Origin of the sequence: Haliscomenobacter sp., assembly GCF_040403615.1 — a bacterium.
GTDB lineage: Bacteria > Bacteroidota > Bacteroidia > Chitinophagales > Saprospiraceae > Haliscomenobacter.
Genome location: NZ_JBBAKG010000001.1, coordinates 128973 through 150736 on the forward strand (window position 1 = coordinate 128973; position 21764 = coordinate 150736).

Sequence of the window (21764 nt, forward strand, 5' to 3'; positions counted from 1 at the left end):
TGGGTCCTTCTAGTTACTAAGTTTATATTATAACACTAACACGATTAAAGGTCAACTGTGGCAGGCTCAAGCATTTCACGAAGTTCATGCATGTGAATGCTGTCGTAGACCCAGCTGACAGGAACATCTAGCAAGGCACTGATTGACGCCGGGGTCTCATCTTGTGCCAGTAAATCCTGGATCTCAATATCAAGTTCTTTAAATTGTCCCATTATGCTACTTCCTTTTGAGTTGTCAATGCTTCTGTCAATGCTGTCAGGGTCCGGCTCAGCGGATGTGTGTTTTGGTATGTGGTACCACAGTACCATTCACCATCCCGCATGATGTAGTAGTACTCGGCGGCACAGTTGTCGCATTGTTCCAGGAATGCTCCAAAGGTCTGAGCCACTCGGAACTCTGTGTTCTTCTCGCCGCGATCACGTCCGTAAAATACAGTGATGTCTCCAGCAGGTTCATCAAACGAATGTTCAACATCTGGTGGAATTTCAATGTTCTTGCCCAGCACACTCATGTCGCCCAGTGCTACCAAATAGTTGGCCTTGGCACTGTCATAGTGTGCTTGCAGGCGGGCACCTGTGTGTTCCACGCTGCCATTCCAGTGACAATAAACACTTTTGACTTTGTTGCCATGCATGACGCCAATTCTGCTTCGTGTACCCATTTTGGACTCCGGTTTGTTGCTGTATGTGTGTATTATAGCATTTCGGTGAATAATAGTCAACCGTTTTATTTCTTCTTGACAGCAGCTTCTTCAGGAGTCATGAAGCGAGGCGGGTAGTCCAGGAACTTGAAAATTCGCACTGGTTTCCAATAGGTGTGCAAGAGATGGTTGATAACCACAATGCCCGCGGTGACCACGATAAATCCCAGCATTATCAAAATGCTGCCTGTGAAAAAGAATGCGGCTTGGTCTAGGTTCATGTTAGTAGATTTCTTTTACTAGAGTGAATTCTTCAGTGGGCCATAGTGCTTTGAATTCATCTGTTTTGACATAGTCGTTGTAGGACTTGGCATCAAAGAACACTTTGTGGAATGCTGTTTTAAGAGTACCTTTTGGGTTTATTGTAAGATAAACCGATTTTGCTTTGCCTGCCATTTTGTGCTCCTGGTGTTAAGTGTTTATTATAACACCAACAGGAATACAAGTCAACGGTATGTGGCAATCAACGATCCGCACCTGCAGCAACTAGATTTTTCATTCTGGTGTTTATGGCCGCAAGTCTTTGTTGAATTTCTGGGGGCAACTTGGCTGCATCTTCGGGAGTCTTGAGATATTTTTCAAGTACCGCGGCATGTTGTTCTAGTTCTGTTTTGTCAGTGTCTGACAGGTAGCTGCTGTCGTTGGCCATCAAATCGTCGGCTGAATCCTTGGCTCCTTTCAGCATGTCGTAGAGTTGATATGCAGTATATGCACCGTAGGCCAATGCAGCCTGACCTACTTTTTTTGTCACCCATTTGGTTCCGTCCCAGACTTTTTTGGCCATAGCCAATGACGGCCCTTCGATCATCATGTCACGACGCACAGACATTTGGTCTGACTCGGTCAGCAGATGCATGTTTTTCAATATAAAACTACGTAACTCGCCTTCTGTCATAATATTGATGGTGCCCTCAGAAGCAATATCTTCAAATTTATATTTGGTTAGGATTTTTTCAATGCCGGTTATGCTCTTGATCAGATCATCTGGAGTAGACGCCAATCCTGCTGGTGTCGCAGATTGGCTGCCGCCAGTAGACGTGTCAGCCACAATCACAGAAGCCGCTGCTTTGATCACACGCTCTAGTCTAGTTCGAATCTCAGGAGTTATGGCCGCAGCAACAGCAGGATCTCGACTCAGGTCTTTGAGAGCCTTGAGATTTTGATCCAGTACAGCAGCATCTTCGGGAGAGATATTTATTTTTGGATCATTGACAGCATCGCGAGCTAGATTTACTGCATCCAATCCTAGTCCTGCGGCCCATCCTAACCCAGGTATCAAGCTCACAAGTCCTGCAGTACCAGCAATACCAGCGCCAACATAGTCACCTTTCTTGGCACGATCGTAAGCATCAACTGCACCAATTGTCAGTCCTACTCCGGGAATTGCTTTGCCGGCAACCTTGCCTGCTCCTTTGAGAAAACCTTTGCCGGCAATTTTTTCTGCTGCCTGCACTGGACCAATGGCCGCATCGCCAGCTGCTTGTGCTGCCCTTTGTGCTTGGTATGCCTGCGCTTCTCTACTGCCACCTGGTCTAGTCACATAAGGATTGGCCGGTGCAGTTGGTGCCGGAGCTACATAACCGCCTTTTTGTATCTTTGATTGTGCAAAGCCCGGAGTCTCTGCAGACGTTACTGTATCCGCGGGTATTGTGCGTTGTATAGCATCCTGATATGCTCGACGTTGTTGAGCAGTAGGATCAGCTTCCATCAAGTTGCGCCAAGTGACCATTTGATCAGGCTTGGCCGCAGATCTACTTTCGGACATCTTAACCTTGTACTTGGCCAGTATTTGCTCAATGGTGTCAAGTGCTGTGGTCAATTGAGATATAGTGGCCTGGCTAGCAGGAGTAGCTGTTTCTGTGCCCAGCACATCTGAATATTTGGCTGCAATTATTGGATTTTTTGCAGCAGCAGCACGAGTAAGTGGGCCCAGGGCGCCGTCGATGCCATCACGAGCTGCGCCAGTGGCACCAAGGGGTGCACCTGCAGCCTTGAGCTCTTGCTGTAGTTGTTTTATTCTAGCTATGCCACCACCGCCAGGCGCAACAGATTCAGCTGCAAAAGCATGCTTTAGGCCGGTGTGCTGAGCTTGGGGAGTTCCGCACTTGGCACAACGATTTTCCTGTGCCAAGGCCGCTGCTATGGCCTGATCATTGGTGAATGTGCCCAGACTGGGCAAGGCCACATTGGTGTTGGGCGGCACTGGATCTGCCTCGTTCAGGAGGTCAAGATATCTGCGGAAATTGTGTGTGCTCATGAAGATATTTATCTTCTTTTAACAGCACATACAGAGAGATCAATACTTGCGATGGTGGCTTTTGCTCACAATATCCTGTGGTTTGTACAGCCAGCTACGATCCACAAAACCCTGCTCAATTTCACGCAGGGCAGTGACCACATGACTGCTTACCTTGGTAACTCGGGGCATGTCGCCGCGGCTGAGTTCTCTAGCACGCCGTGCAGCTACCAGGATCATTTCGTATCTGTTGCCAATTGCAGCCACAGCCACATCACTTGTAATTCTTGCCATTTTGTAGTCCTTGAGTTTGAGTTAAACAACCGTTGTGTGTTGTGCTAGCAGTATAACAGATTGCTGCCACAAAGTCAACAAAAAGCCCACCGAAGTGGGCTTTTTTGTATCAGTATTATTACTGAGTTTCCTTATGACTGACCAGAGCCCGTTGATAGCGGTTAGCATGGCTACGTTCGGCCTTGGCCAAGGTTTCAAACCAATCGGCCACTTCATCAAATCCTTCATCCCGGGCAGTCTTTGCCATGCCTGGATACATGTCTGTGTATTCATGTGTTTCACCAGCCACTGCTGCTTCCAGCATTTCTTGAGGTGTGCCTGCAGGTAATCCGGTGCCGGGTTCTCCTGCTCCGCCCTGGATCAAGTAGTCCATGTGACCATGTGCATGTCCAGTTTCGCCTTCGGCTGTGCTGCGAAACAGCGCAGCAAGATCGGGCTCGCCTGCAATGTCGCACTGATTTGCAAAATACAGATAACGCCGATTGGCCATGGATTCTCCGCCAAATGCGTCTTTGAGACATTCTGCTGTTCTAGTACCCTTGAGTGATTGTGTCATGTATTACCTTTCTGTTAAATACTATTGTACAACTATTTACTATAGGAGTCAACTGCAAAGTAATATTTTTCAATTGTAAATTCCTATTACAACAATAGGTCAAAAAAATAGGCTCCGAAGAGCCTATTGTTATTTTTGATTACAAGGTATAACTACCTCGTTTGGCGTCAAGCGTTAGCTGCTACCAAATATTGTGAGTCATTTGCATTTCTCTTTTTTGTGTCTACGGCCGAGCTTCCCCAACCCTAACGGCTTCTACATTGCCGGACTGTCCAGTCAAATACTAATTACCCAATCGATTTCCAATATCACCCCCGCCGCAAAACACTTGCAAAAATGCTTTCCGGAGGTGGCGAGATTCGAACTCGCGTCTTGAATACTTTTCTTTTTCCTTCATACAGCAATAACTCTTACTTATCTCCAAGTCTTTTTTGCGATCCAATGTTGGATCTCTTGCACACGCCACGCTAGTCCCCAGGGCAGTGTGAACCTGATCCGGTTACCACTAGGAGTGTACATGGTTTTACCATCATTGTCAACTCCCATCAATCCTATAAACATACTGTGTCCTCAAAAATTATCTAGTGGTGCTCCCAACAAGAATTGAACTTGTGTCTATACATTACCAATGTATTGTACTACCACTGTACTATGGGAGCGTGGTCATGGCAATAGGCAGTTGCCTGCCTATTGTGTGTCTAGGTCATGTGTGTTTTGCGGTAGCGAGCCAATGCAAGATGTCTTGCTAGTGCCAGGCGAAACTTGACATGATCAGATAAGTTATCATCATGATGATCTCGATCATCATGTTTTTCTAGACTGGGACGACGATATGCAACATGAAAATCTACATCATCATATCCATCATTGTCCTCATCGTCTAGACTGCACTGATCACTTCTTAGCTGGCTCAGCAGCCTTTGCTGCGACCGGGGCAGTAGGTGCTTGACTTTTGACAGGCTTTGCCTCAGCCTTTTTAACTTTCTTCACTTTATTGGCCTTGACTACTGGTGCCTTGGCAGCAGCGGGCGCAGCAGCCACAGCAGGTGCAGTAGCAGTCTTGGCAGGCTCAGCAGCGAACACAGCAGTTGCCACAAGAGTAGCGATAAGAGTAGCGATAGTTTTCATTTGAAGTTTCCTTTAGGGTTAATGACCAACATGTTTGACAGTGTCTCGACGGCAGCACGGACCACTACGCCGCTCATCACAATTGGATTGTTTCCAATCATAACCAGTGGGAAAGAGTGGTTCTGATTCGGCAGATTCCAAAAGTTTCTGTGGTTTTGAATCTGTGCAGTCCGGTTGATTATTGTGTTGCATACATATATAACGCAGCAGCTCAGCACTGGGTTGACACAGATTGGTAAAGTTACTAGAAAAACCCGACCGTAACACACAGTATCCAGGAGTGACCGTTTGCCAGAGGATCGGGCCGTGTTTCATTATCTAGGGGTTGACTACACCAGATGATTGGGTAACATACTGATAATTTGATCTTCATGTTCTTGAAGATTTAGAAAATTCCAATCTTGATCAATACAACACCAAGGCGGCAACAGCTGATTGCTGTACAAGTCTGCTGATGCCATTTTGGTCTTGAACTTGAAATAATATCCATTGTTGTCCACTGAGTGTATGTATTTTTTTGCAGCCAGCTTGTATTCCGAAGTGGTGGAACCTATTTTTTCACTAGCATTCCGGGGGTTCATTGCCCACTGTTGATATTCATTGCTGTCATACCAATGCACAAATTTATCAATGTAGGATTTTGCATTTTTTATAGTTCTCCAGTTGCCTCTAAGGTCTGAGATAACTCTAAATTTAACTGAGATCCAGGCATTGTTGAATCCTGACCAGCCGATCAAGTCGTGCAAGGTTGTCACAGAAACGCCAGCACTGGCAGCATTGGCCACTAACACATGATAATACCATTCAGCAAATGGTCGGTCTGTTAGACCAGCAATAGCATCAATGGCACAATCTTTGTTGTTGATTATGTTGGTATACAGCAGATCAGGATTTTGATACAAAGTGTCTAGATAGCCACCTGCACATCCAAACAGTTGATCAGCTGGCTCACCGTCAATAACATAAGCATCTCGATGTTCAAAATCTTCAGACATCATTTCTGTGCTATTGACAACTTTAAAATTAGGCATGATATGATCAAAATAAAACTGCGGGTTTTCCCAAATACACACCGGATTGCAGGCAATGGTAATGTTGTCAAGATCTGCTGGGTCAAGATTTTTGAGCAAGGAGGCTACGATAACAGTGCTGTCAATGCCACCACTCCACATCACTAGCCAGGGCCGGTGCCAGTGACTGGTGTGTAGATCATGACAACGTTGATCAGTAATCTGAGTCCAGGACTGAGTGTAATCGGGATCATAATCAGGCATGGCAAATCCAGGAATGTCAATCAATTCAGATTTGAACGGCAGTAAATTGGTACCTTTTCGAGAATACCATGCTGTGTGATTCTTGTTGATCTTGCGAAGATTCGCTAACCTGGAGAATGTGTCATGTCCACGACTCTGTATTATTGCTTGTTGAATGGTGGAGTGTTTCAGGTAGGCAGGATTAAAATACAAGATCATGTTCTTTTTTGGCCTTGGTAATAATATCTTCTATGGAGACTTTGACTAAATCTATGTCTTTGCAAAGATACAGTTCTGCTATCACTTGTTTTTTTAAATTTTGAACAAGTGTGTCATGCTGATTTTCTTCAAAATCAAAAATAGCTATCATAAACTGTTTGATTCTCCAGCCAAATATATTGCTGGCGGTGATTTGATCAAGTAATTTTAGATAGTACCAGCACACCTGTAGATATTGTTTTTCCTTTGATACGTCAAGATCATTGTGACGTTCTAATAGATGTTCAGCATTGACTACAAAATTTGCATAATTTTCTATCTGAGTTGGTGCTAGTTGTTCACTAGGCAACGTCCAGTTTTCGCAACATGAATTATCTATTAGATTTTTGCAGTAGTTGTCTGCAGTCTCAAGATTGACCATGAACAATGGATATCGTCCGGACGCAATTAACGCAATATCTCGAGCATGTTGAATACTGTTTACCGTCAACAGAAACTGATTCAACATTGGCTGAAAAAGTCCAATGTGACAATCACCAGGACTTGCAGGAACTCCGTAATCAAATGGTTCAAGCATTGTTATTTCTTTTGTATGGAGCGGGTGAAGAGAATCGAACTCTCGTCGTAACGTTGGCAACGTTCTGCTCTACCATTGAGCTACACCCGCTTGTTTTAAAAATACACTGTTGTCTGCTTGGCTGGCACAGTTTGGGCACAGCAGTTGCAAATTGTTTGGAGCATTGTTGTTGATGTTGCCATCTGAGTGTCGCAGTACAAATTGCAAGGGGCGACCCAGATAGCTGTTGATGTTGCAGCATTCACACCGTTGTTCTCGAATCACTGCCGAATCGGCACTGCGCTGTTTACGTTGTTCTACCACATCAGTGGCCTTGACAGCCACAGGCACAGATTCAATAGCCTTTGCCAACTGTTGCAGTTTGAATGGCATCAGACTCTTGCGACTAGCATCATCTGCTTGACATTTTATACTGCAAAAGCCCGGCGTAGATCGTTCCTGTGTCCAGGAGTAACGATCTCTGCAATGTTCGCAATAATAAGTTTGATACACAGTCATTAAGTATTTATCTCAAACATCACAGGCGTCAAGCTACCTTGAGGCTACGAAATCTGTCAGCAGCATAACTGGCAGCAAAGGCCTCGGGCTTGACAAAAGGAACCACATTGCATGTGCCCTTGATGTAGCCCACGGCCTGGCTGATAACACAGCTGGAACCGTGCATTTCGTTGGGGTTGATGTCAAGATGTACTTCCACATCGCGACCATCCAGCACTTCAGCCAGTCTAAGATACAGTTCAGAAACCTTGTAGACTTCGGTCATGAGTCGCATGGCAGGTTTGCCAGGCTTGGAGTCATAGTCACGTTCGCGCTGTACTTCACCAAACAGTTTACAGCCATTGTTGCCGTTGATATGCACAACAATAACCAGCACATAGTCAGCATGCCATGCACCGTTGATTTTCACACGTTCACTGTCACAGCCCAGATAAATTTTTGTTTCTGGTGTCTGTGCTGCAATAAACGCGGCCACCTGGGCAATATCAATTTTTCTCATTTGTTTCTTTCTTTTGGTACCACGCCTCGGAGTCGAACCGAGAGAACTCTTCCTTTTGAGAGAAGCGACTTTGCCAGATTTGTCCAGCGGGGCTTTTAGTAATTGTATCTCTGACCAAATCCTTTTGGATCAGCTTCATGGGCTTGAATAGCTTGAGTGATGGCTTGTACCACAAACTCGTTGAATGTGATGTCAAGATCATGTGCAGCCTTCATGTACGTTAACAGTTCTTCATCAGTGAATTCCACTGGTACCTGTACACGGGTATCGTATTCTTCACCAGCCTTGATAGCCAAGACTTTTTGCATGAAGTCGTCATCTACTTCAAGATCAACATAGTTGACCGCGTCCCAGGCTTCATTCATGTTAACACCGCGATTCTTTGCTTCTTTTTCATGCTTTTTCACATAGTCAGGATTGATCATTCGGTAAGCACGATCGAGAGTGTAGTCGCACACGCTGACTTCATAGACCTTTTGGCTCCGGGTGCTGAACACAATATTGGCACTCCAGCCGCCGGCGCCATGCACGCCATTCCAGGAACTCAGCTGATAGCTGTTGGGTCCAAAGCACTGCCAGCCATAGGTGTCGCCTTCGGTGATCCGGTAGTCCACCAGTTCCATAAATTCTTTCATACTCAACATGTTATACTCCTGATTGTTTGCGTGATTCACGCAGGTTATGATGTGTGTTGCACAAGGTCTTGAGCCAGCCACCATGGCGCAGTACGCCCGATGCTCCGCACTCTTCGCAGGCATGACTTGCCCAGGCTGCTGCCATGGTCACCATACCGCTGATCTCATCGTCGCCGCCATCGTAGTAGAAACGCAGGCCGCCAAATTTTTCTTTGATCTGTGTCACTGTCACTTGAGGCACCGCGTCTGACTGCCGGTTCTTCCAGTCAACATGATGTTGGATACTAGCGCACAGGCTGGCAATAATGGGCCACCATCCGGCAGCACATTCAATGCCACCGTATTTGCCCGCAAACATCTGAGGATAAGTGGTTTCCAGCTGCTTGACGAAAGCATCGTATTCTTGATATTCCAGATCTTGATCCATTGGTAATTCCTTTGCTGTGATAGCGATAGCGGCCTGATCAAGCGCACTGATCATTGCGGGATTGTTCCATTCCATCATCGTCGTGTGGCACCAATTCTGCTGGCCTTGTTCCAGTCGTAGTCAACACCATCGGGGCACTTGCCATTTCGAACTGTGTCCACACCAAATACACCGCACACTTCAAAGTCCGGACCTCGAATAGTCACAAACATGCCAACGATTCGGGCAAAGCTGATAGCTTCGCTTAGTGAAGGACATGAGTTAAGTGGTAGTCCAGATTTGCTGATTACTTTGTACATGATTTCATTATACAGTATTTGTGACTTGTTGTCAAATGATTTGGTGCCCCAGGTCGGACTCGAACCGACACGCCACAAGGACATGAGTTTCTAAGACTCACACGGCTACCATTACGTCACCGGGGCATTATTTGGTGCAACCTGTAGGAATCGAACCTACTTCAATACCTCTTCAGGGTACCGCTATAACCATATCAGCTAAAGTTGCATGTTGTTGGCGGAAGGCTAGAGAGTTGAACTCTAAAGGCGCTATTAACGCTCGGCTGTTTTCAAGACAGATCCCATCGCCAGTTGGGTTGGCCTTCCGTTGATTGGAGCACAGGGTGAGATTTGAACTCACGGTTTTTCAGATTTGCAATCTGGTGCGTTGGGCCGCTCCGCCACCTGTGCATGTTGTTGGTCTCTCGAGAGTGAATCGAACACTCGTCATATGGTCCCAAACCATAAATTCTACCATTAAACTACCGAGAGAAAATCTGGTACCTCGTGACAGAATCGAACTGCCGTCTGCGCCGTGTAAAAGCGCGGCCCTACCATTAGACGAACAAGGCATAAATTAGTCGCACACAACTTGTCCTATTATACTCCGTGTGCTATGGAGAGTTTGGGAGCGAGTACTAGTCGCTTAAATACTTGATGCACACATATGACAACATCACCGCAAGTGGACTACATATCCACTTGAGCATGAGCAATCACAATACCTGTTACATCTTTGTGAATGATATCTTCAGCAAACGATTGATCTTGCGTTTCTTCAACGACACAGATGCAGCACTGGAGTTCATCAACCGCTTTTGATTGGTAGCCTGTCCGGGTAACGATCCTGGGTCGCTCGATTATCGGTCGAGTGCTCTGCCATTGAGCTAACGGGCTATACTAATACTGGCAGGGGAAATGGGATTCGAACCCATGATGACGATTTCAAAGACCGTTGCCTTAGACCGGGCTAGGCGATTCCCCAACAAACTGCTTGGTGGTGATAGAAGGTATCGATCCTTCCTCCTCGGCTTATGAAGCCGGTGCGCATCCGTCTACGCCATATCACCAAACTGGGTTGACCAATGGGTAATAACATCCATAAAACGTCAAAGGGGTGACCACTGAGAATTGAACTCAGATAAGCGGAATCACAATCCACGACTTTACCATTAAGCTATGGCCACACCTTTGAGGTCTTACAATTATCAAAATAAAACCATAAGGAAACACTCTGCGGCGCTTGAATCCCAGACAGCCCTGCTCTTCCTGGCACCTCCGGACCGTTCTGCAGAATAAGTCCGGTTTAGTGTTGTTCCAGTGTAGCTGTTACAGAATGTTTTCTTATGGTGAGACCGGAAGGTACTGCCCCTTCTTAGTCGGATTAAAAGTCCGATACTTTACTTTTAAGTTACGATCCCATGTGGTCCCTCCACCAAGATTTGAACTTGGACGTCACGGATTAAGAGTACGGCATGCTGCCATAACATCTTGAAGGGTTGGTATGTAAAATTGTCTTTCACGTGCCAACCCGGACCTACCTGGGATCTGGAGTTGACACTATAGTTTACGACTTTTTCGTTTCATATAGTTCTTTCAAAGGTTAAAATTATTGGTGCCCCACGACAGAATCGAACTGCCATCACAGGATTACAAAACCAGTGTACTGCCATTGTACTAGTAGGGCAAAAAAGAAAAATCCAGGGACCTAACTCGTCAAGGGAGAGTATGGATTTGTTTGGCTCCACGACTAGGACTCGAACCTAGCTAGCTTTCGCACAGATTAACAGTCTGCTGCCACACCCGGCGGCTCTCGTGGAATAAATTGTTGGCGGAACGAAAGAGACTCGAACTCTTAAAGCGGCTTTCACCACTCGACGGATTAGCAATCCGCTCCAATACCATTATGGGACCGTTCCAGGAAAATACTTAGCAGCTTGTGTGCTGCTGAAAAAATTTAACGTGGAGCCTTTCACTTGCCACGATTGGTACATCAAAGTACTTGAAGGTTACGCCCAACCTCTAAGAATAATTTAGTCCAAGCATACTAACAATAAGTAGATTACTATGGAAAAAATCCAATATCTGTCATCGAATGCTAAACTTTTTAAAAACAAAACAGTTTTAGATCTAGCTTGCCATACTGGAAAATCTACAAAAATAATTTCTGAACTAGGTGCCAAACATGTTTATGCAGTTGATGTGAGACCTGAATTAATCAACAAGGCGCAGCAAGAACTTGATGTCAGCAATGTAGAATTTATTGTTGGGGACATAACTGATTATCAGCTATTACCGGGTCTAGTATCAAACAGCAATATAGTTACTTGTTTTGGCGTATTGTATCATTTGTTTGATCATTTCAGATTCTTCTCACATGTTTTGAAATCCAATATTGAATATGTGTTATTTGAAACTGAATTTGGTACAGAGTCTCTTAATCCATTGATGGACTGGGGGTTTGAAGTCACTGATCAGATCTTGCACGGTCATCATAAAGATTTAAAAATCATACCCAATGGCACTCCTAATCTATCGTGGATTTTACAATCGGCTGATATTTTTGGATTCAAGTGCGACTGGATTGAGTTTTACGGAAACAAAACATCAAAAAATCGCAAAGAAATTACCTCTGAAGAATATTTAACAATTGCCGGCCCCGACTGGCCTTCATATTTTGAAATAATATCAAACAATCCTATTCTAGATTTTGTTGAAGATGAAATTTCACAATTTTTGCATAGTTTCACCACGAGGAGAATGATAATTAGATTATATAATTCTAATTTGATAAACTCAACTCCATTAGCATTGCAGAACATATACCAATGGGCTTGACCTGGTGGAAGTGGTAGGACTCGAACCTACAACGTTTCTTATGTGGCGGATTTACAGTCCGTTGCCTTCAACCAATTCAGCACACACTTCCTAATCTGGTGGAGGATAAGAGAATCGAACTCTTTTGACCTACGTGCAAGGCAGGCATAATACCCAGTATATGAATCCCCCGTTATCTTGGTCGGTCCTGACGGATTTGAACCGCCAACTTCTAGTTTCGAAGACTAGCACTCTATCCAATTGAGTTAAGGACCGATACATGGCGTACCGCCAGGGATTTGAACCCCGAACCGCTGGTTTTGGAGACCAGAACTCTGCCAGTTGAGCTAGCGATACAAAATTTTTTACACACTGTCTGCGGCATCTCAGCCTGTATCAGCTCAATGTGTGTATCAAAGCACTCTTCATGGATGAACCCACGTGTCTCCCGACGGATAGAGAATGCTTTGATACGATCTAATTTTTCCTCCCACAAGAGGGAGTCCATCCTAGTCGCCGCCCGTTTGCCCATGTTTTAAGTGCAGGCTAGGTCCTCGTTACCTATACACACTATCTAACGCTTTAAAGAAAAAACCCTGGAGTTTTTAGTTCCAGGGTCTTTTGAATTTTGTGATTTAACTGAGTTAAATATCACACCTCTCAACTGATCCTGGAACGCCTGGAATACTATTCATGCGACCATACGCATGTGACCAGGCGGATGCCTGTGTAAACATGGGTTTCGTCAACAGTGAACAGAGAGTTGTTTTCATCTTAAATCCTATTATATTTTATTTATCATTTAGTGTCAACCACTAAAGATAACTTCGTGTGAAGTATTCCTACTTCACGGCCAAAATGGTTGCGGGTGACAGATTTGAACTGCCGATGCTCCTGGCTTATGAGACCGGAGTGGTGACCACCCTACCCGCTTAATTATTTATCCTATGCGTGTATTATGCAACACATTTGATTTGTTGTCAACCTAGTTTGGATAAGCTGATCATGTGACTGCCATGCGTTTAAAAGTGTTGCCACCTTCCTGAGCATGAGTTGACTGTGACTAGCAGTCTCGTACCTTTAACCGTCAGCGGTTCAGGATTTAGTCTTGGTCCCTGGCAGTTGGGCCCATAGTCAATGAGTTTTTCCGCCACATGATCTGCTTAAACTGGTACCAGCGGAGAGGATCGAACTCTCTCAAGAACGCTAATCTGGCGCACAAAAGTATATAAGACCTCTCTGACTACCAAGTCTCGCTGGCAATGAATTTGTCTATCGCTGGTAGTGTCCAAGCCACTGGCTGAACTCGCTCAACGCGAGTCTGCTACGGGCATCAAGTACAGTAACAAGTGTCTTGGGCGACTCGCTACTCACATATGGGTAACCGTACACACATAAACAAAACTGGAGCGGGATAAGAGAATCGAACTCTTGACTGGAGATTGGAAATCTCTAATTTTGCCATTAAACTAATCCCGCATGAATTGAATTTGCAAGCCTACGTCGCGTTTATCGTAGATTTATTCAGGACTTACCGGCCGCCTAGCCTGACCTCGAGCACGATGGATATCACTTGGGATCCGTCCAGCTTAGTCTCCTTTACAGACCCCTGCAGTTCCCCGCAGGGTGGGAGTTGAACCCATTTGCCTTTTGCTGCTTTGGTCCTTCGAAGAAACCTAGACAGCGTGACTTCACTTGCTGACACTTACAAAACTTGGTGCAGTAAACAGGATTCGAACCTGCCTGGCCGCTTCATTTTACAACAGAGTAATTACTCTCTGCCGCTGTATGCCCCTCGGATGATCAGTTCCTACTCACATACAGGCAAGGGCTTGTCGACCTAACTTACCGCATAAACTTGGTGGGCTATCGAGGACTTAAACCTCACAGTAACTAGTATGGGAGACTTCCGTCTCTACTGCATCTATGCTCTACTCATAAACTAAATGATTGTTTTTATACTCTGTGATATTCTTTCTATCCTTGGCAAGAACACACTGTCTATCTGCTGACAGATACTTGCAGCCAGATCAATCTGATATTGCTTGCACGGCACTGTGTTTTGACCCTGATGATCATGATACCTATAAAATTCTGACTTCTCGTATTGATCATACAATGGATCTGAAATATTTGAAATAATTGAGCTCAATACAGATCTTTGCGATTCTGTCCATGATATATCATATGCTTGCAATACTGCAAACTTGATATTGCGTGACTGACACCAATCACGCAACAGCATGATCTTGCAAAATATGTCTTGTGCTTCCAGTCCTGGACTCACTAACCACTGATTATACAGTCTTTTTGATGCATGGTCAACACTACAACTGCTGGGCCATATGCCTTGGAATGTGAAGTTTCTTAATGAATCAGTGTCAACCAATTCTATTTGCCTTTGCGGATCAACTTCTACATCCAATTTACCTGTGCTGGTCAGTTGCAGTATCACCTGGTTTATTGACTCATCTTCTAATAATTTTAGAAATGCTTGATTCAAAATCCATTGATTGCTCACCGCAGGTCCGCCAACATCAACAATGTTGACCCCTACGGATTTCAGCACATTGACCCAGGTCTTTCTTGCCTGGCCACCAAAGCTGAACCCGCAACCACTAACCAAGACTTTTTTGTTTGACAACAACATTGATTTTATCCAAGTGATTGATCACCACCGCTTGTGATCTGTTTGGGCATTGGCCGCATACTGATTCAGGTACTCCTATGCCAGCAACAAATTTGTCAAGATGTGCAGCATCCTCACAAGGTTCATAATCAAACCAATTTTTTCCAGTGATATCCATCACATTGGCCACTGCCGGACATTTATACAAACGTCCTTTGTACAATATTGGAGTATTGGGCGAACCGCATATGGCATGTGCCTCAGCAGGATCACTCATCCAGGGCAAGATTTTGTCATCTTTGTACTGGAATGGCACTACAAAATCTTTGAACATGCTCTTGTAAATCTTAAAATTGTCCAGCTGCCAGGATATCTGACAGTGATCTTGTGGATCTTCGCTGACCTTCACCTGCCATCCCTTGCGTGTTACCAGGATGTTTTTTATAGCTTGATCAATTATACTGCGATGATCTGCTCTGTGCATACTGACCTGCATCTCAAATGGTTCAAAGTCAAACCAAGCTGCGCTGTCAAAATTTTTCAGTAGATATCCGTTGGTTATGAGTCGTATAGTTGTGCTGGGCCATGCTTTTCTTATCCGGCCGCAGATCTCCATCAATTCAGGATGCAAGCAAGGTTCGCCACCAAACACAGCCACTACCTTGGGTTCTAGCATGGTGCTCCAGTGCGTTATCCATGCGGTGACGTCATCAAGTCTAGCTATGCCATTTCTTGCAAAGTCACTGAGACTGATGCATCCGCGGCAACTGATGTTGCAGGAATACGCAACCATGATATCCAATCTTGGAATGCTTCTAGTCATAACTTGTTAAACGATCTTCCGTTACTGCAATTCCAAATGTGTCATACAATGCTGAACACACCTGTGCAGGATTGTAGATCAGATGTTCATACGGCACCACAAGATCATAATGTTGATCAGGTTCAGCTTCTTTAGTGTTTCTGATTTTGTTCAAATATTGTTCCACAGCATCAGGTGTGGGATCAATTTTCTGGCTCAGCAATATTATTTCAACTGTGAGCATGTTGTATTTTACTTTTCTAACAAAATCCTTGTCCACAGCGGACCTAGATAAAATTTTTAATAATCCAAAAAAGTATTCAGGAGTAGGTTCTCTGGTCAACAGTACTTTTTTTATTTGTTGTTCTATCATGTGTTGATGCAGTTCTTTGTCCCTGGGGCATTGTATGCGGATGCTATGCACATGATCCAGTAGAGATCTTGCCAGAGTGGTGTATCTGTGCGTGGGCACCACGGTGTATAGGTCTGCATGAGATTTTTTAATCTCAATCTTGGGTGCAGGTTTCAAAAACTCCTGTTCAAAAACGTCATGCACTTTGGTTCTACCATTGGCAAATTTTTGATACAGTAATTGCTCGCATTGAGGACTCTCGCTGATTCTGGCACAAAATTTTTCACCACCAGCACCCTGGTCGTAGTCAACAAATAAAAACGGCATACACTATTTAACGTTTGGTGCACCTGACAGGAATCAAACCTGTCTATGTTTGGATTCAAATCCAACTCGCAATGTCAATCCAGCGCAAAAACGTAATGGTTACGATTCCATTGCTACTCGATCATGTAGCCGATTTTGTTTGGCGCCATAGATGGGACTCGAACCCACCTGGTACGGATAGACAATCCGTTGCCCTCCCCGAGGACTACTATGGCAAAACTTGGTAGAGCATAGCGGAGTCGAACCGCTCTTAGTGGACTGAAAACCCACTGTCCTAACCGATAGACGAATGCTCCACTATATGAAAACACACTTATTCAGGAACCTGCTGATCACACACAAGAGTGCTACTCCTGTGTCCATCTGCTGTCATTACTGTCCACATGTTCCGCCGCTTTTCCAGATCAACTGATTTCTCAGTGAGAGCCTATTTCATGCCAGCGAGGGAGTAGCCTGCTAAGGCGGGGTTCAAACCCATAATCCTGATTCACTTGCCTAACGGTGTGGATAACCTGTATAACTGTGCTTACATATAGTGCCCAGAACCAAATCTGAGTACACTATACAAAATTAAATTTTTAACGAACTCTTCACACTGTGTCGATGCACTGTGCTGCTTTCTAACTAGTCTCTAGTATAACATGTTATGCAATACTGGTCAACCTGTTTTGCAAAAGCCCCGCTGTACTCTAGGGTCTTTGCAAAATCTGCTGTTCTTCTCTCTTGTGTATATTATAGCACTCTTTCGAATAAGGGTCAACCGCCATAAAAAAACCCGCTTGCTGCGGGTCTTTGAAGGATGCGGTTTCGACTACATCAACAAAGACCCAGGCTCTGATCACGCTCATAGGCCATCCCCGAATTGATTGTCGGTATGACTGCTGAAAGGATAGTGTGCTTGTTCATAAGTGTAGTATATATGACGCAGACAAAAAAGTCTATTATTTTGGCGAAATTTGTGGCGGTTTAGTAGGATTCAGAATCTGTGACCACTGTCCAGGCCAGGCGACCAAGGTCTTCACGTATTTCATCAGTGACCATGCCCTCGCCCACATGTGCTTGGCTTTCCTTGTGGAACGTCTGCTGCTCTTGTGTGAGCATGTTCCATTCAGCCTGTTCTAGTGTGGCCATCTGGTCTCTGATGCCTGAACAGTACCAGTCAATGTAGTCACCTTCGCCGCGCATGTTGGCCACAATGCCGCCGGCTGATCGCCAACTTGCGGCCCAGGTTTGATCTTTCAGTATGGTCCAGACATCTTGTTTCTGGAACTCATTGTTGCACAGGGCAGCATAGAGATTTTGAGCATACACTCTGCTTTCGCGAACCTTGGCAACCATCCAGTCACTGGTACGCATGTCAAATTCCATGTTGTTCTTTTGCCACTCAGCATTGACTAGATTTTCTTCATCTTGAAGTGTCCAGCTGTCGTACATTTCAAGCATGGCCTGCACCTCAGGATCGTCAAGACTCTGGCCCGCTTCTAAACAACCTTCAATGTACTTTTGTTTTTGAAAAGTGTGACGATCTGGGCTGGCGGAAATCATTGCAGGATTCTTGTGTCAGAGCCGCTGTCAATACCATCCAACGCTGCGGCCAGTCGTTGTGCCAGTTCAGGATCAGATTCAGTCAGTTGTTCAAAATCCACGGCATGACTCGTGGCCTCAAGGTCTTCTGCGGTCATGTTCTCAAACATGCTGTGAATTTCGGCCATCAAGAGATCCAGCTCCGCCTGAGTTCCTTCGAACTCGTCAAAGCATCCTGGGGCAAATTGTACTTTTAGTGGTTGATCAGTCATAGGTTCTTTCATGGTACGAGGAGCGGGACTCGAACCCACACGCCTTGACGGCAAGAAATTTTAAGTCTCTCATGGCTACCATTACATCATCCTCGCATGGATCTGGTCCGGCGTAACAGAATCGAACTGCTATCTAGGGAGTAGAAATCCCCTGTATTATCCATTATACTAACGCCAGATACTTGGTGCGACTCCTTGGTTTCGATCCAAGTACCAAGACCTTATGAGGGTCCTGCTCTCCCATTGAGCTAGAGTCGCTATTGTTACATTGTAACAGGAAAGTTATTTAGTGTCAACAGATTATTTCACAGATAGCAACGCCTGTAGATCCTGAGTTTGTTTTTGCAAACGCTCAATTTCTGCTGCTGCTTCATCCAGGAGGTCGGCAATGCGGTCAGTCTCACCTTGTTCCACGCTTCTGCGTCCGGGAATCTGTCTGCGTATCTCAGCCCGTTTGAGCAGTCGGTACACCAGGCCTTGTTCTTCCATCATTCTCTATCCATCCTTGCATCTTCGTTTGATTTATAACACATGAACAACACACCAACGATATATCCCAATAGTAATCCCCAAAAGAAATTCATTCTTCAACTCCAAAATATTTTTTAATTCTTTGTCCAGTTGTTTGTGTAACATATCCACACCCAGCTGAAGTATCTCTTTCAATATCTGCAACTTGGGCACATTCCTGAATCAGTAGTTCGGCAAACTTTTCTAGTGTCCGACCGCCCACATCAGGATAGTGGCTACCGCCAGCTGCTAGAGCAAGTTGTTTAATTTGTTCGTTCATACATCAATTCCAATCAATATTTTCCTGATGCCAGCACTATACGGCAAATGTGTTCTAGTCGCTCTATGTGCTCGTAGGCACGCCATGGGCTGGTGTCAATGGCCACAACACCATGTCCTTTGATGCCCACAATATCGTAGGCAATATTTCCCCGGTCATCCAATTGTAAATTCTCGTGACATTCGTTAGCAAGTTCTTGACTGATGGGAGGCACATCGCCCACATTGGGTGCCACTCGGGTGTAACGGTTCAGCTCGGGAAATGCTGCACTCACTGTACTCAAATCAATGCCCGCATGCATGGCCGCAATACAGTAGGTGGGATGAACATGCACAACCACTCGAACATCGTTGGCATGTTGTCCCATCATTCTTTGTAGGCCAAAGTGCAGAGGTATCTCACCGCTGGGTTTCAAATTGGCACTGATGTCTGTATAAGACAGTTCAGTGTAGTATTGGCCATAAATTGATTTTTTTATAGCAATCTTCTTGAACTGATCCGGTTGTAGGGTCTGTTTACGTACACCTGAAGGTGTGATATAAAAATGATCACGATCATGATGTCGTATACTGACATTACCATCTCTACTGGTAATCCAGTTGCGCTTGTAGGCATCTTCTAGCACTTGACAAATTGTTTCTAGCATGTTATCCTTTTAATATTCGCCAAAATTTCTCTTGCACAGTTTCTGTCCATTCAAAGTACAAACTGTTTAATGGTGGTCGACCTGTGCTGTCATCATACATTTTACGATGTTTTATGTATTTTGTCAACCAAACTATTTGTCCACTGGTCATTCTAGTAGGCCACCATGCAAACAGTTTGCTTTCCATTTTTTATGTCAATGACTAGCCCACTTGATAGTGTCTAGATCAATGCCTTCTTTGTACATATCCCAAAGTGGACTAAGTTCTCTCAATCTAGCAATCTTGCGTTGAATCAGTTCAATAGCAAAGTCAATTTCCTGTTCTGTGGTGTATCTGCCTAGACTAAACCTTATGCTACTGTGTGCCAGTTCATCATTGCGACCTAACGCCCGCAACACATAACTGGGTTCAAGGCTGGCACTTGTGCAGGCCGACCCCGAACTTACGGCCAATTGCTTCAGGGCCATGATCATGCTTTCACCTTCCACATAGTTGAAACTGATGTTGAGATTGTGTGGCACACGCTGAGTCATGTCACCGTTGATAAATACCTGCTCAATGGTTTCTAGGCCAGCTAACAGTCGGTCACGTAATAGTCTGATGCGGGCAGTTTCTTCTGCCATATGCAGTTTAGCCAGTCTAAATGCCTCGCCCATGCCCACAATTTGGTGTGTGGCCAGAGTGCCTGATCGCATGCCGCGTTCATGCCCACCACCGTGTATTTGTGCTTCAATTCTCATTCTGGGCTTGCGGCGCACAAACAATGCGCCAATGCCTTTGGGTCCGTAGGTTTTATGGGCACTGAAACTCATTAGGTCAACTTTTAACAGTTGTAGGTCGATCTCCACCTTGCCTGTGGCCTGTGCTGCATCCACGTGAAATGCAATGTTCCGCTCACGGCACAGTTCTCCAATTGTGGCAATATCCTGTATCACACCAATTTCGTTGTTGACATAGATCACACTGATCAGGGTGGTGTCGGGCTGTATGGCTGCGGTCAACTGGGCTATATCAATCAGGCCCGTGGGCTGCACATCAAGATAGGTCACACGCCATCCATCACGCTCCAGTTCACGGCAAGCATCTAGTGTGGCCTTGTGTTCAGTTCGCACAGTAATGATGTGCTGGCCCTGTGCCTTACGAAACTTAGCAGCACCTTTGATGGCAAGATTTATGCTTTCGGTAGCGCCTGATGTCCACACAATTTCTCTAGGATCAGCTGATACTAGGTCAGCCACATGCTGTCGGGCCTGCTCTACCGCGGCTTCTGCTGACCAACCATAGGCATGACTGCGTGATGCAGGATTGCCAAACTGCTCACGCATGTAAGGAATCATGGCATCTACCACTAGTGGATCCATGGGTGTGGTTGAACTGTAGTCCAAGTAGACTGGAAATTCTGTGTAATCTATCATTTTTATCCTGAGTAATATTTAACGCAACCCATCAACCACACTGTGGACAACATGGCAAAGTTGGCAGCACTGGGCCAGTCTCTGTGATACAAGGCAGTACCCAGCCATGATGCATTGCCCACAAACAACAATATAATGCCCAAGATAGGATCCAGTCGTAGGCTTGTTATCATGGCACCTGCCAACATGATACTAAAACACAACCACTTAACTATGTTCATTTTTTCTTGCCTGCTGTAGTGCTCGGTCACGGGCGCATCGCTGTTCAAAGTCTATCATGTCATGATAGCCCATGCGATAACAGGCACAATGTTCGCCCAGTATCCATCGGGCTAGACGAATTCTCAAGTGTTGAATCATGAGTTATGCTTTCCAGTTCATGTGACCTTTGGCACGATCTTGTTCGGCCAGGGCCGGATCATTCCACACATTACGGTGATACCATTCTTTAATTTTGGCCACTCTTTGTTCTTCGGTGAGTTCGTCACATCGGCTTGAACGATCCGGCATGCGTAGCCAGTCTTGTGTGCCCTGTCGCTGACTGTATGTCGTTTCCACTGTACGGAACACCTTCCAAGTCACAAACACCATGCTGATGATGGCAATATGACCCAGCATGTTGTAGCCAATGGTCATGAGTTCACCAACGTACAGGCCAAATGCCAGACTCCAGAAACAGCCCAGCAAGATACTGGCAAAGTATTTGATATGCGCGGGTGCATGCCGTAAGGGATTGATATTGGGATTCAGTAGGTCTCGGCCAGACCGGAACAAGATATAGATAAATTTCAGCAATGCAAACATGGTTACTCCTTAAAAAATTTCGTGATAGGTGTTGTTGAAAAAAATAGTCCAGTGATTTTTATACAAGATAGGTGTGAATGCAATA

The 21764-nt window shown here is 45.1% G+C and carries 26 protein-coding genes and 27 tRNA genes; 2 read left to right on the plus strand and 51 right to left on the minus strand.

Annotated features, from left to right (window positions below):
- Window positions 1-44: 44 nt before the first annotated feature.
- The 22 genes from ABW391_RS00515 to ABW391_RS00620 form a co-directional block, all read right to left on the minus strand.
- The gene (locus tag ABW391_RS00515; protein WP_353479875.1) at window positions 45-212 is read right to left on the minus strand and encodes a hypothetical protein; all 168 of its coding nucleotides are present in this window, start codon (window positions 210-212) and stop codon (window positions 45-47) included.
- Window positions 212-661, minus strand: coding sequence for a hypothetical protein (locus ABW391_RS00520; RefSeq protein WP_353479876.1), 450 nt, complete (start codon window positions 659-661; stop codon window positions 212-214). The genes ABW391_RS00515 and ABW391_RS00520 overlap by 1 nt, the downstream gene beginning before the upstream one ends.
- Window positions 662-726: 65 nt before the next feature.
- Window positions 727-921 (minus strand): hypothetical protein, encoded by a 195-nt coding sequence (locus ABW391_RS00525; RefSeq protein WP_353479877.1) that lies wholly within the window; start codon window positions 919-921, stop codon window positions 727-729.
- A 242-nt stretch (window positions 922-1163) separates the two neighbouring features.
- Entirely contained in the window at window positions 1164-2957 is a 1794-nt protein-coding gene (locus tag ABW391_RS00530) for a hypothetical protein (RefSeq protein ID WP_353479878.1), read from the minus strand.
- 39 nt (window positions 2958-2996) lie between these two features.
- Complete coding sequence (gene rpoZ / locus ABW391_RS00535; RefSeq protein ID WP_353479879.1) at window positions 2997-3230, minus strand: DNA-directed RNA polymerase subunit omega; 234 nt, start codon at window positions 3228-3230, stop codon at window positions 2997-2999.
- Between the two features lie 118 nt (window positions 3231-3348).
- Window positions 3349-3786 (minus strand): rubrerythrin family protein, encoded by a 438-nt coding sequence (locus ABW391_RS00540; protein WP_353479880.1) that lies wholly within the window; start codon window positions 3784-3786, stop codon window positions 3349-3351.
- A gap of 585 nt (window positions 3787-4371) precedes the next feature.
- Window positions 4372-4445, minus strand: a tRNA-Thr gene (locus tag ABW391_RS00545).
- 235 nt (window positions 4446-4680) lie between these two features.
- Window positions 4681-4914 (minus strand): hypothetical protein, encoded by a 234-nt coding sequence (locus ABW391_RS00550; RefSeq protein WP_353479881.1) that lies wholly within the window; start codon window positions 4912-4914, stop codon window positions 4681-4683.
- Between the two features lie 329 nt (window positions 4915-5243).
- Window positions 5244-6386: a hypothetical protein gene (locus tag ABW391_RS00555; protein ID WP_353479882.1), complete on the minus strand. Its 1143-nt coding sequence runs from the start codon at window positions 6384-6386 to the stop codon at window positions 5244-5246.
- On the minus strand, window positions 6370-6963 hold the full coding sequence (locus ABW391_RS00560) for a hypothetical protein (RefSeq protein WP_353479883.1): 594 nt from the start codon (window positions 6961-6963) through the stop codon (window positions 6370-6372). The genes ABW391_RS00555 and ABW391_RS00560 overlap by 17 nt, the downstream gene beginning before the upstream one ends.
- 16 nt (window positions 6964-6979) lie before the next feature.
- Window positions 6980-7053 (minus strand) — tRNA-Gly (locus tag ABW391_RS00565).
- Entirely contained in the window at window positions 7033-7314 is a 282-nt protein-coding gene (locus ABW391_RS00570; RefSeq protein ID WP_353479884.1) for a hypothetical protein, read from the minus strand. Before ABW391_RS00570 ends, ABW391_RS00565 begins: the two co-directional genes overlap by 21 nt.
- 175 nt (window positions 7315-7489) lie before the next feature.
- Complete coding sequence (locus ABW391_RS00575) at window positions 7490-7960, minus strand: ribonuclease H-like YkuK family protein (protein WP_353479885.1); 471 nt, start codon at window positions 7958-7960, stop codon at window positions 7490-7492.
- Window positions 7961-7974: 14 nt separating this feature from the next.
- Window positions 7975-8053 (minus strand) — tRNA-Leu (locus ABW391_RS00580).
- A gap of 2 nt (window positions 8054-8055) precedes the next feature.
- The gene (locus ABW391_RS00585) at window positions 8056-8595 is read right to left on the minus strand and encodes a hypothetical protein (RefSeq protein WP_353479886.1); all 540 of its coding nucleotides are present in this window, start codon (window positions 8593-8595) and stop codon (window positions 8056-8058) included.
- Window positions 8596-8605: 10 nt separating this feature from the next.
- Window positions 8606-9100, minus strand: coding sequence for a hypothetical protein (locus ABW391_RS00590; protein ID WP_353479887.1), 495 nt, complete (start codon window positions 9098-9100; stop codon window positions 8606-8608).
- A 262-nt stretch (window positions 9101-9362) separates the two neighbouring features.
- Window positions 9363-9447: transfer RNA gene (locus ABW391_RS00595), tRNA-Leu, on the minus strand.
- A 6-nt stretch (window positions 9448-9453) separates the two neighbouring features.
- Window positions 9454-9529, minus strand: a tRNA-Phe gene (locus ABW391_RS00600).
- A gap of 7 nt (window positions 9530-9536) precedes the next feature.
- A tRNA-Ser gene (locus ABW391_RS00605) sits at window positions 9537-9627 on the minus strand.
- A 6-nt stretch (window positions 9628-9633) separates the two neighbouring features.
- Window positions 9634-9711, minus strand: a tRNA-Cys gene (locus ABW391_RS00610).
- 7 nt (window positions 9712-9718) lie between these two features.
- Window positions 9719-9792, minus strand: a tRNA-Pro gene (locus ABW391_RS00615).
- Window positions 9793-9798: 6 nt separating this feature from the next.
- A tRNA-Val gene (locus ABW391_RS00620) sits at window positions 9799-9872 on the minus strand.
- Window positions 9873-9957: 85 nt separating this feature from the next.
- Here ABW391_RS00620 and ABW391_RS00625 point away from each other — a divergent pair.
- Entirely contained in the window at window positions 9958-10122 is a 165-nt protein-coding gene (locus ABW391_RS00625; RefSeq protein WP_353479888.1) for a hypothetical protein, read from the plus strand.
- Window position 10123: 1 nt separating this feature from the next.
- Here the strand turns inward: ABW391_RS00625 and ABW391_RS00630 are convergent.
- The 8 genes from ABW391_RS00630 to ABW391_RS00665 all read right to left on the minus strand — a co-directional run bounded on the left by ABW391_RS00630 (window position 10124) and on the right by ABW391_RS00665 (window position 11219).
- Window positions 10124-10197, minus strand: a tRNA-Ile gene (locus tag ABW391_RS00630).
- Window positions 10198-10295: 98 nt separating this feature from the next.
- Window positions 10296-10370 (minus strand) — tRNA-Met (locus ABW391_RS00635).
- Window positions 10371-10416: 46 nt separating this feature from the next.
- A tRNA-His gene (locus tag ABW391_RS00640) sits at window positions 10417-10487 on the minus strand.
- A gap of 160 nt (window positions 10488-10647) precedes the next feature.
- Window positions 10648-10721 (minus strand) — tRNA-Lys (locus tag ABW391_RS00645).
- Window positions 10722-10724: 3 nt separating this feature from the next.
- Window positions 10725-10799, minus strand: a tRNA-Lys gene (locus ABW391_RS00650).
- 114 nt (window positions 10800-10913) lie between these two features.
- Window positions 10914-10987 (minus strand) — tRNA-Thr (locus ABW391_RS00655).
- Window positions 10988-11039: 52 nt separating this feature from the next.
- Window positions 11040-11120: transfer RNA gene (locus ABW391_RS00660), tRNA-Asn, on the minus strand.
- 9 nt (window positions 11121-11129) lie between these two features.
- Window positions 11130-11219, minus strand: a tRNA-Ser gene (locus ABW391_RS00665).
- Between the two features lie 148 nt (window positions 11220-11367).
- On the opposite strand from ABW391_RS00665, the gene ABW391_RS00670 reads away from it, so the two are divergent.
- Window positions 11368-12138 (plus strand): class I SAM-dependent methyltransferase, encoded by a 771-nt coding sequence (locus ABW391_RS00670; RefSeq protein ID WP_353479889.1) that lies wholly within the window; start codon window positions 11368-11370, stop codon window positions 12136-12138.
- A 2-nt stretch (window positions 12139-12140) separates the two neighbouring features.
- On the opposite strand, the gene ABW391_RS00675 is transcribed toward ABW391_RS00670, so the two are convergent.
- From ABW391_RS00675 to ABW391_RS00775, 21 genes are all read right to left on the minus strand, one after another.
- Window positions 12141-12229, minus strand: a tRNA-Tyr gene (locus ABW391_RS00675).
- Between the two features lie 5 nt (window positions 12230-12234).
- Window positions 12235-12309, minus strand: a tRNA-Ala gene (locus ABW391_RS00680).
- 7 nt (window positions 12310-12316) lie between these two features.
- Window positions 12317-12393, minus strand: a tRNA-Arg gene (locus ABW391_RS00685).
- A gap of 5 nt (window positions 12394-12398) precedes the next feature.
- Window positions 12399-12474: transfer RNA gene (locus ABW391_RS00690), tRNA-Trp, on the minus strand.
- Window positions 12475-13522: 1048 nt separating this feature from the next.
- Window positions 13523-13596 (minus strand) — tRNA-Gly (locus ABW391_RS00695).
- Window positions 13597-14059: 463 nt separating this feature from the next.
- Entirely contained in the window at window positions 14060-14761 is a 702-nt protein-coding gene (locus ABW391_RS00700) for a hypothetical protein (protein WP_353479890.1), read from the minus strand.
- Complete coding sequence (locus ABW391_RS00705) at window positions 14736-15569, minus strand: hypothetical protein (RefSeq protein ID WP_353479891.1); 834 nt, start codon at window positions 15567-15569, stop codon at window positions 14736-14738. The genes ABW391_RS00700 and ABW391_RS00705 overlap by 26 nt, the downstream gene beginning before the upstream one ends.
- Entirely contained in the window at window positions 15562-16227 is a 666-nt protein-coding gene (locus ABW391_RS00710) for a hypothetical protein (protein ID WP_353479892.1), read from the minus strand. Before ABW391_RS00710 ends, ABW391_RS00705 begins: the two co-directional genes overlap by 8 nt.
- Window positions 16228-16367: 140 nt before the next feature.
- A tRNA-Asp gene (locus tag ABW391_RS00715) sits at window positions 16368-16442 on the minus strand.
- 6 nt (window positions 16443-16448) lie between these two features.
- Window positions 16449-16523, minus strand: a tRNA-Glu gene (locus ABW391_RS00720).
- A gap of 670 nt (window positions 16524-17193) precedes the next feature.
- Window positions 17194-17772, minus strand: coding sequence for a hypothetical protein (locus ABW391_RS00725; RefSeq protein ID WP_353479893.1), 579 nt, complete (start codon window positions 17770-17772; stop codon window positions 17194-17196).
- The gene (locus tag ABW391_RS00730) at window positions 17769-18023 is read right to left on the minus strand and encodes a hypothetical protein (protein WP_353479894.1); all 255 of its coding nucleotides are present in this window, start codon (window positions 18021-18023) and stop codon (window positions 17769-17771) included. Before ABW391_RS00730 ends, ABW391_RS00725 begins: the two co-directional genes overlap by 4 nt.
- An 11-nt stretch (window positions 18024-18034) precedes the next feature.
- Window positions 18035-18119 (minus strand) — tRNA-Leu (locus ABW391_RS00735).
- Between the two features lie 7 nt (window positions 18120-18126).
- Window positions 18127-18201: transfer RNA gene (locus tag ABW391_RS00740), tRNA-Arg, on the minus strand.
- Between the two features lie 5 nt (window positions 18202-18206).
- A tRNA-Ile gene (locus tag ABW391_RS00745) sits at window positions 18207-18281 on the minus strand.
- Window positions 18282-18323: 42 nt separating this feature from the next.
- Window positions 18324-18515: a hypothetical protein gene (locus ABW391_RS00750; RefSeq protein WP_353479895.1), complete on the minus strand. Its 192-nt coding sequence runs from the start codon at window positions 18513-18515 to the stop codon at window positions 18324-18326.
- A gap of 88 nt (window positions 18516-18603) precedes the next feature.
- Window positions 18604-18813: a hypothetical protein gene (locus ABW391_RS00755; protein ID WP_353479896.1), complete on the minus strand. Its 210-nt coding sequence runs from the start codon at window positions 18811-18813 to the stop codon at window positions 18604-18606.
- A 13-nt stretch (window positions 18814-18826) separates the two neighbouring features.
- Window positions 18827-19459 (minus strand): class II aldolase/adducin family protein, encoded by a 633-nt coding sequence (locus tag ABW391_RS00760; protein WP_353479897.1) that lies wholly within the window; start codon window positions 19457-19459, stop codon window positions 18827-18829.
- A 195-nt stretch (window positions 19460-19654) separates the two neighbouring features.
- Entirely contained in the window at window positions 19655-20875 is a 1221-nt protein-coding gene (locus tag ABW391_RS00765; RefSeq protein ID WP_353479898.1) for an IscS subfamily cysteine desulfurase, read from the minus strand.
- Between the two features lie 2 nt (window positions 20876-20877).
- Window positions 20878-21096 (minus strand): hypothetical protein, encoded by a 219-nt coding sequence (locus tag ABW391_RS00770; protein WP_353479899.1) that lies wholly within the window; start codon window positions 21094-21096, stop codon window positions 20878-20880.
- A gap of 142 nt (window positions 21097-21238) precedes the next feature.
- Complete coding sequence (locus ABW391_RS00775; RefSeq protein ID WP_353479900.1) at window positions 21239-21679, minus strand: hypothetical protein; 441 nt, start codon at window positions 21677-21679, stop codon at window positions 21239-21241.
- Window positions 21680-21764: the final 85 nt, after the last annotated feature.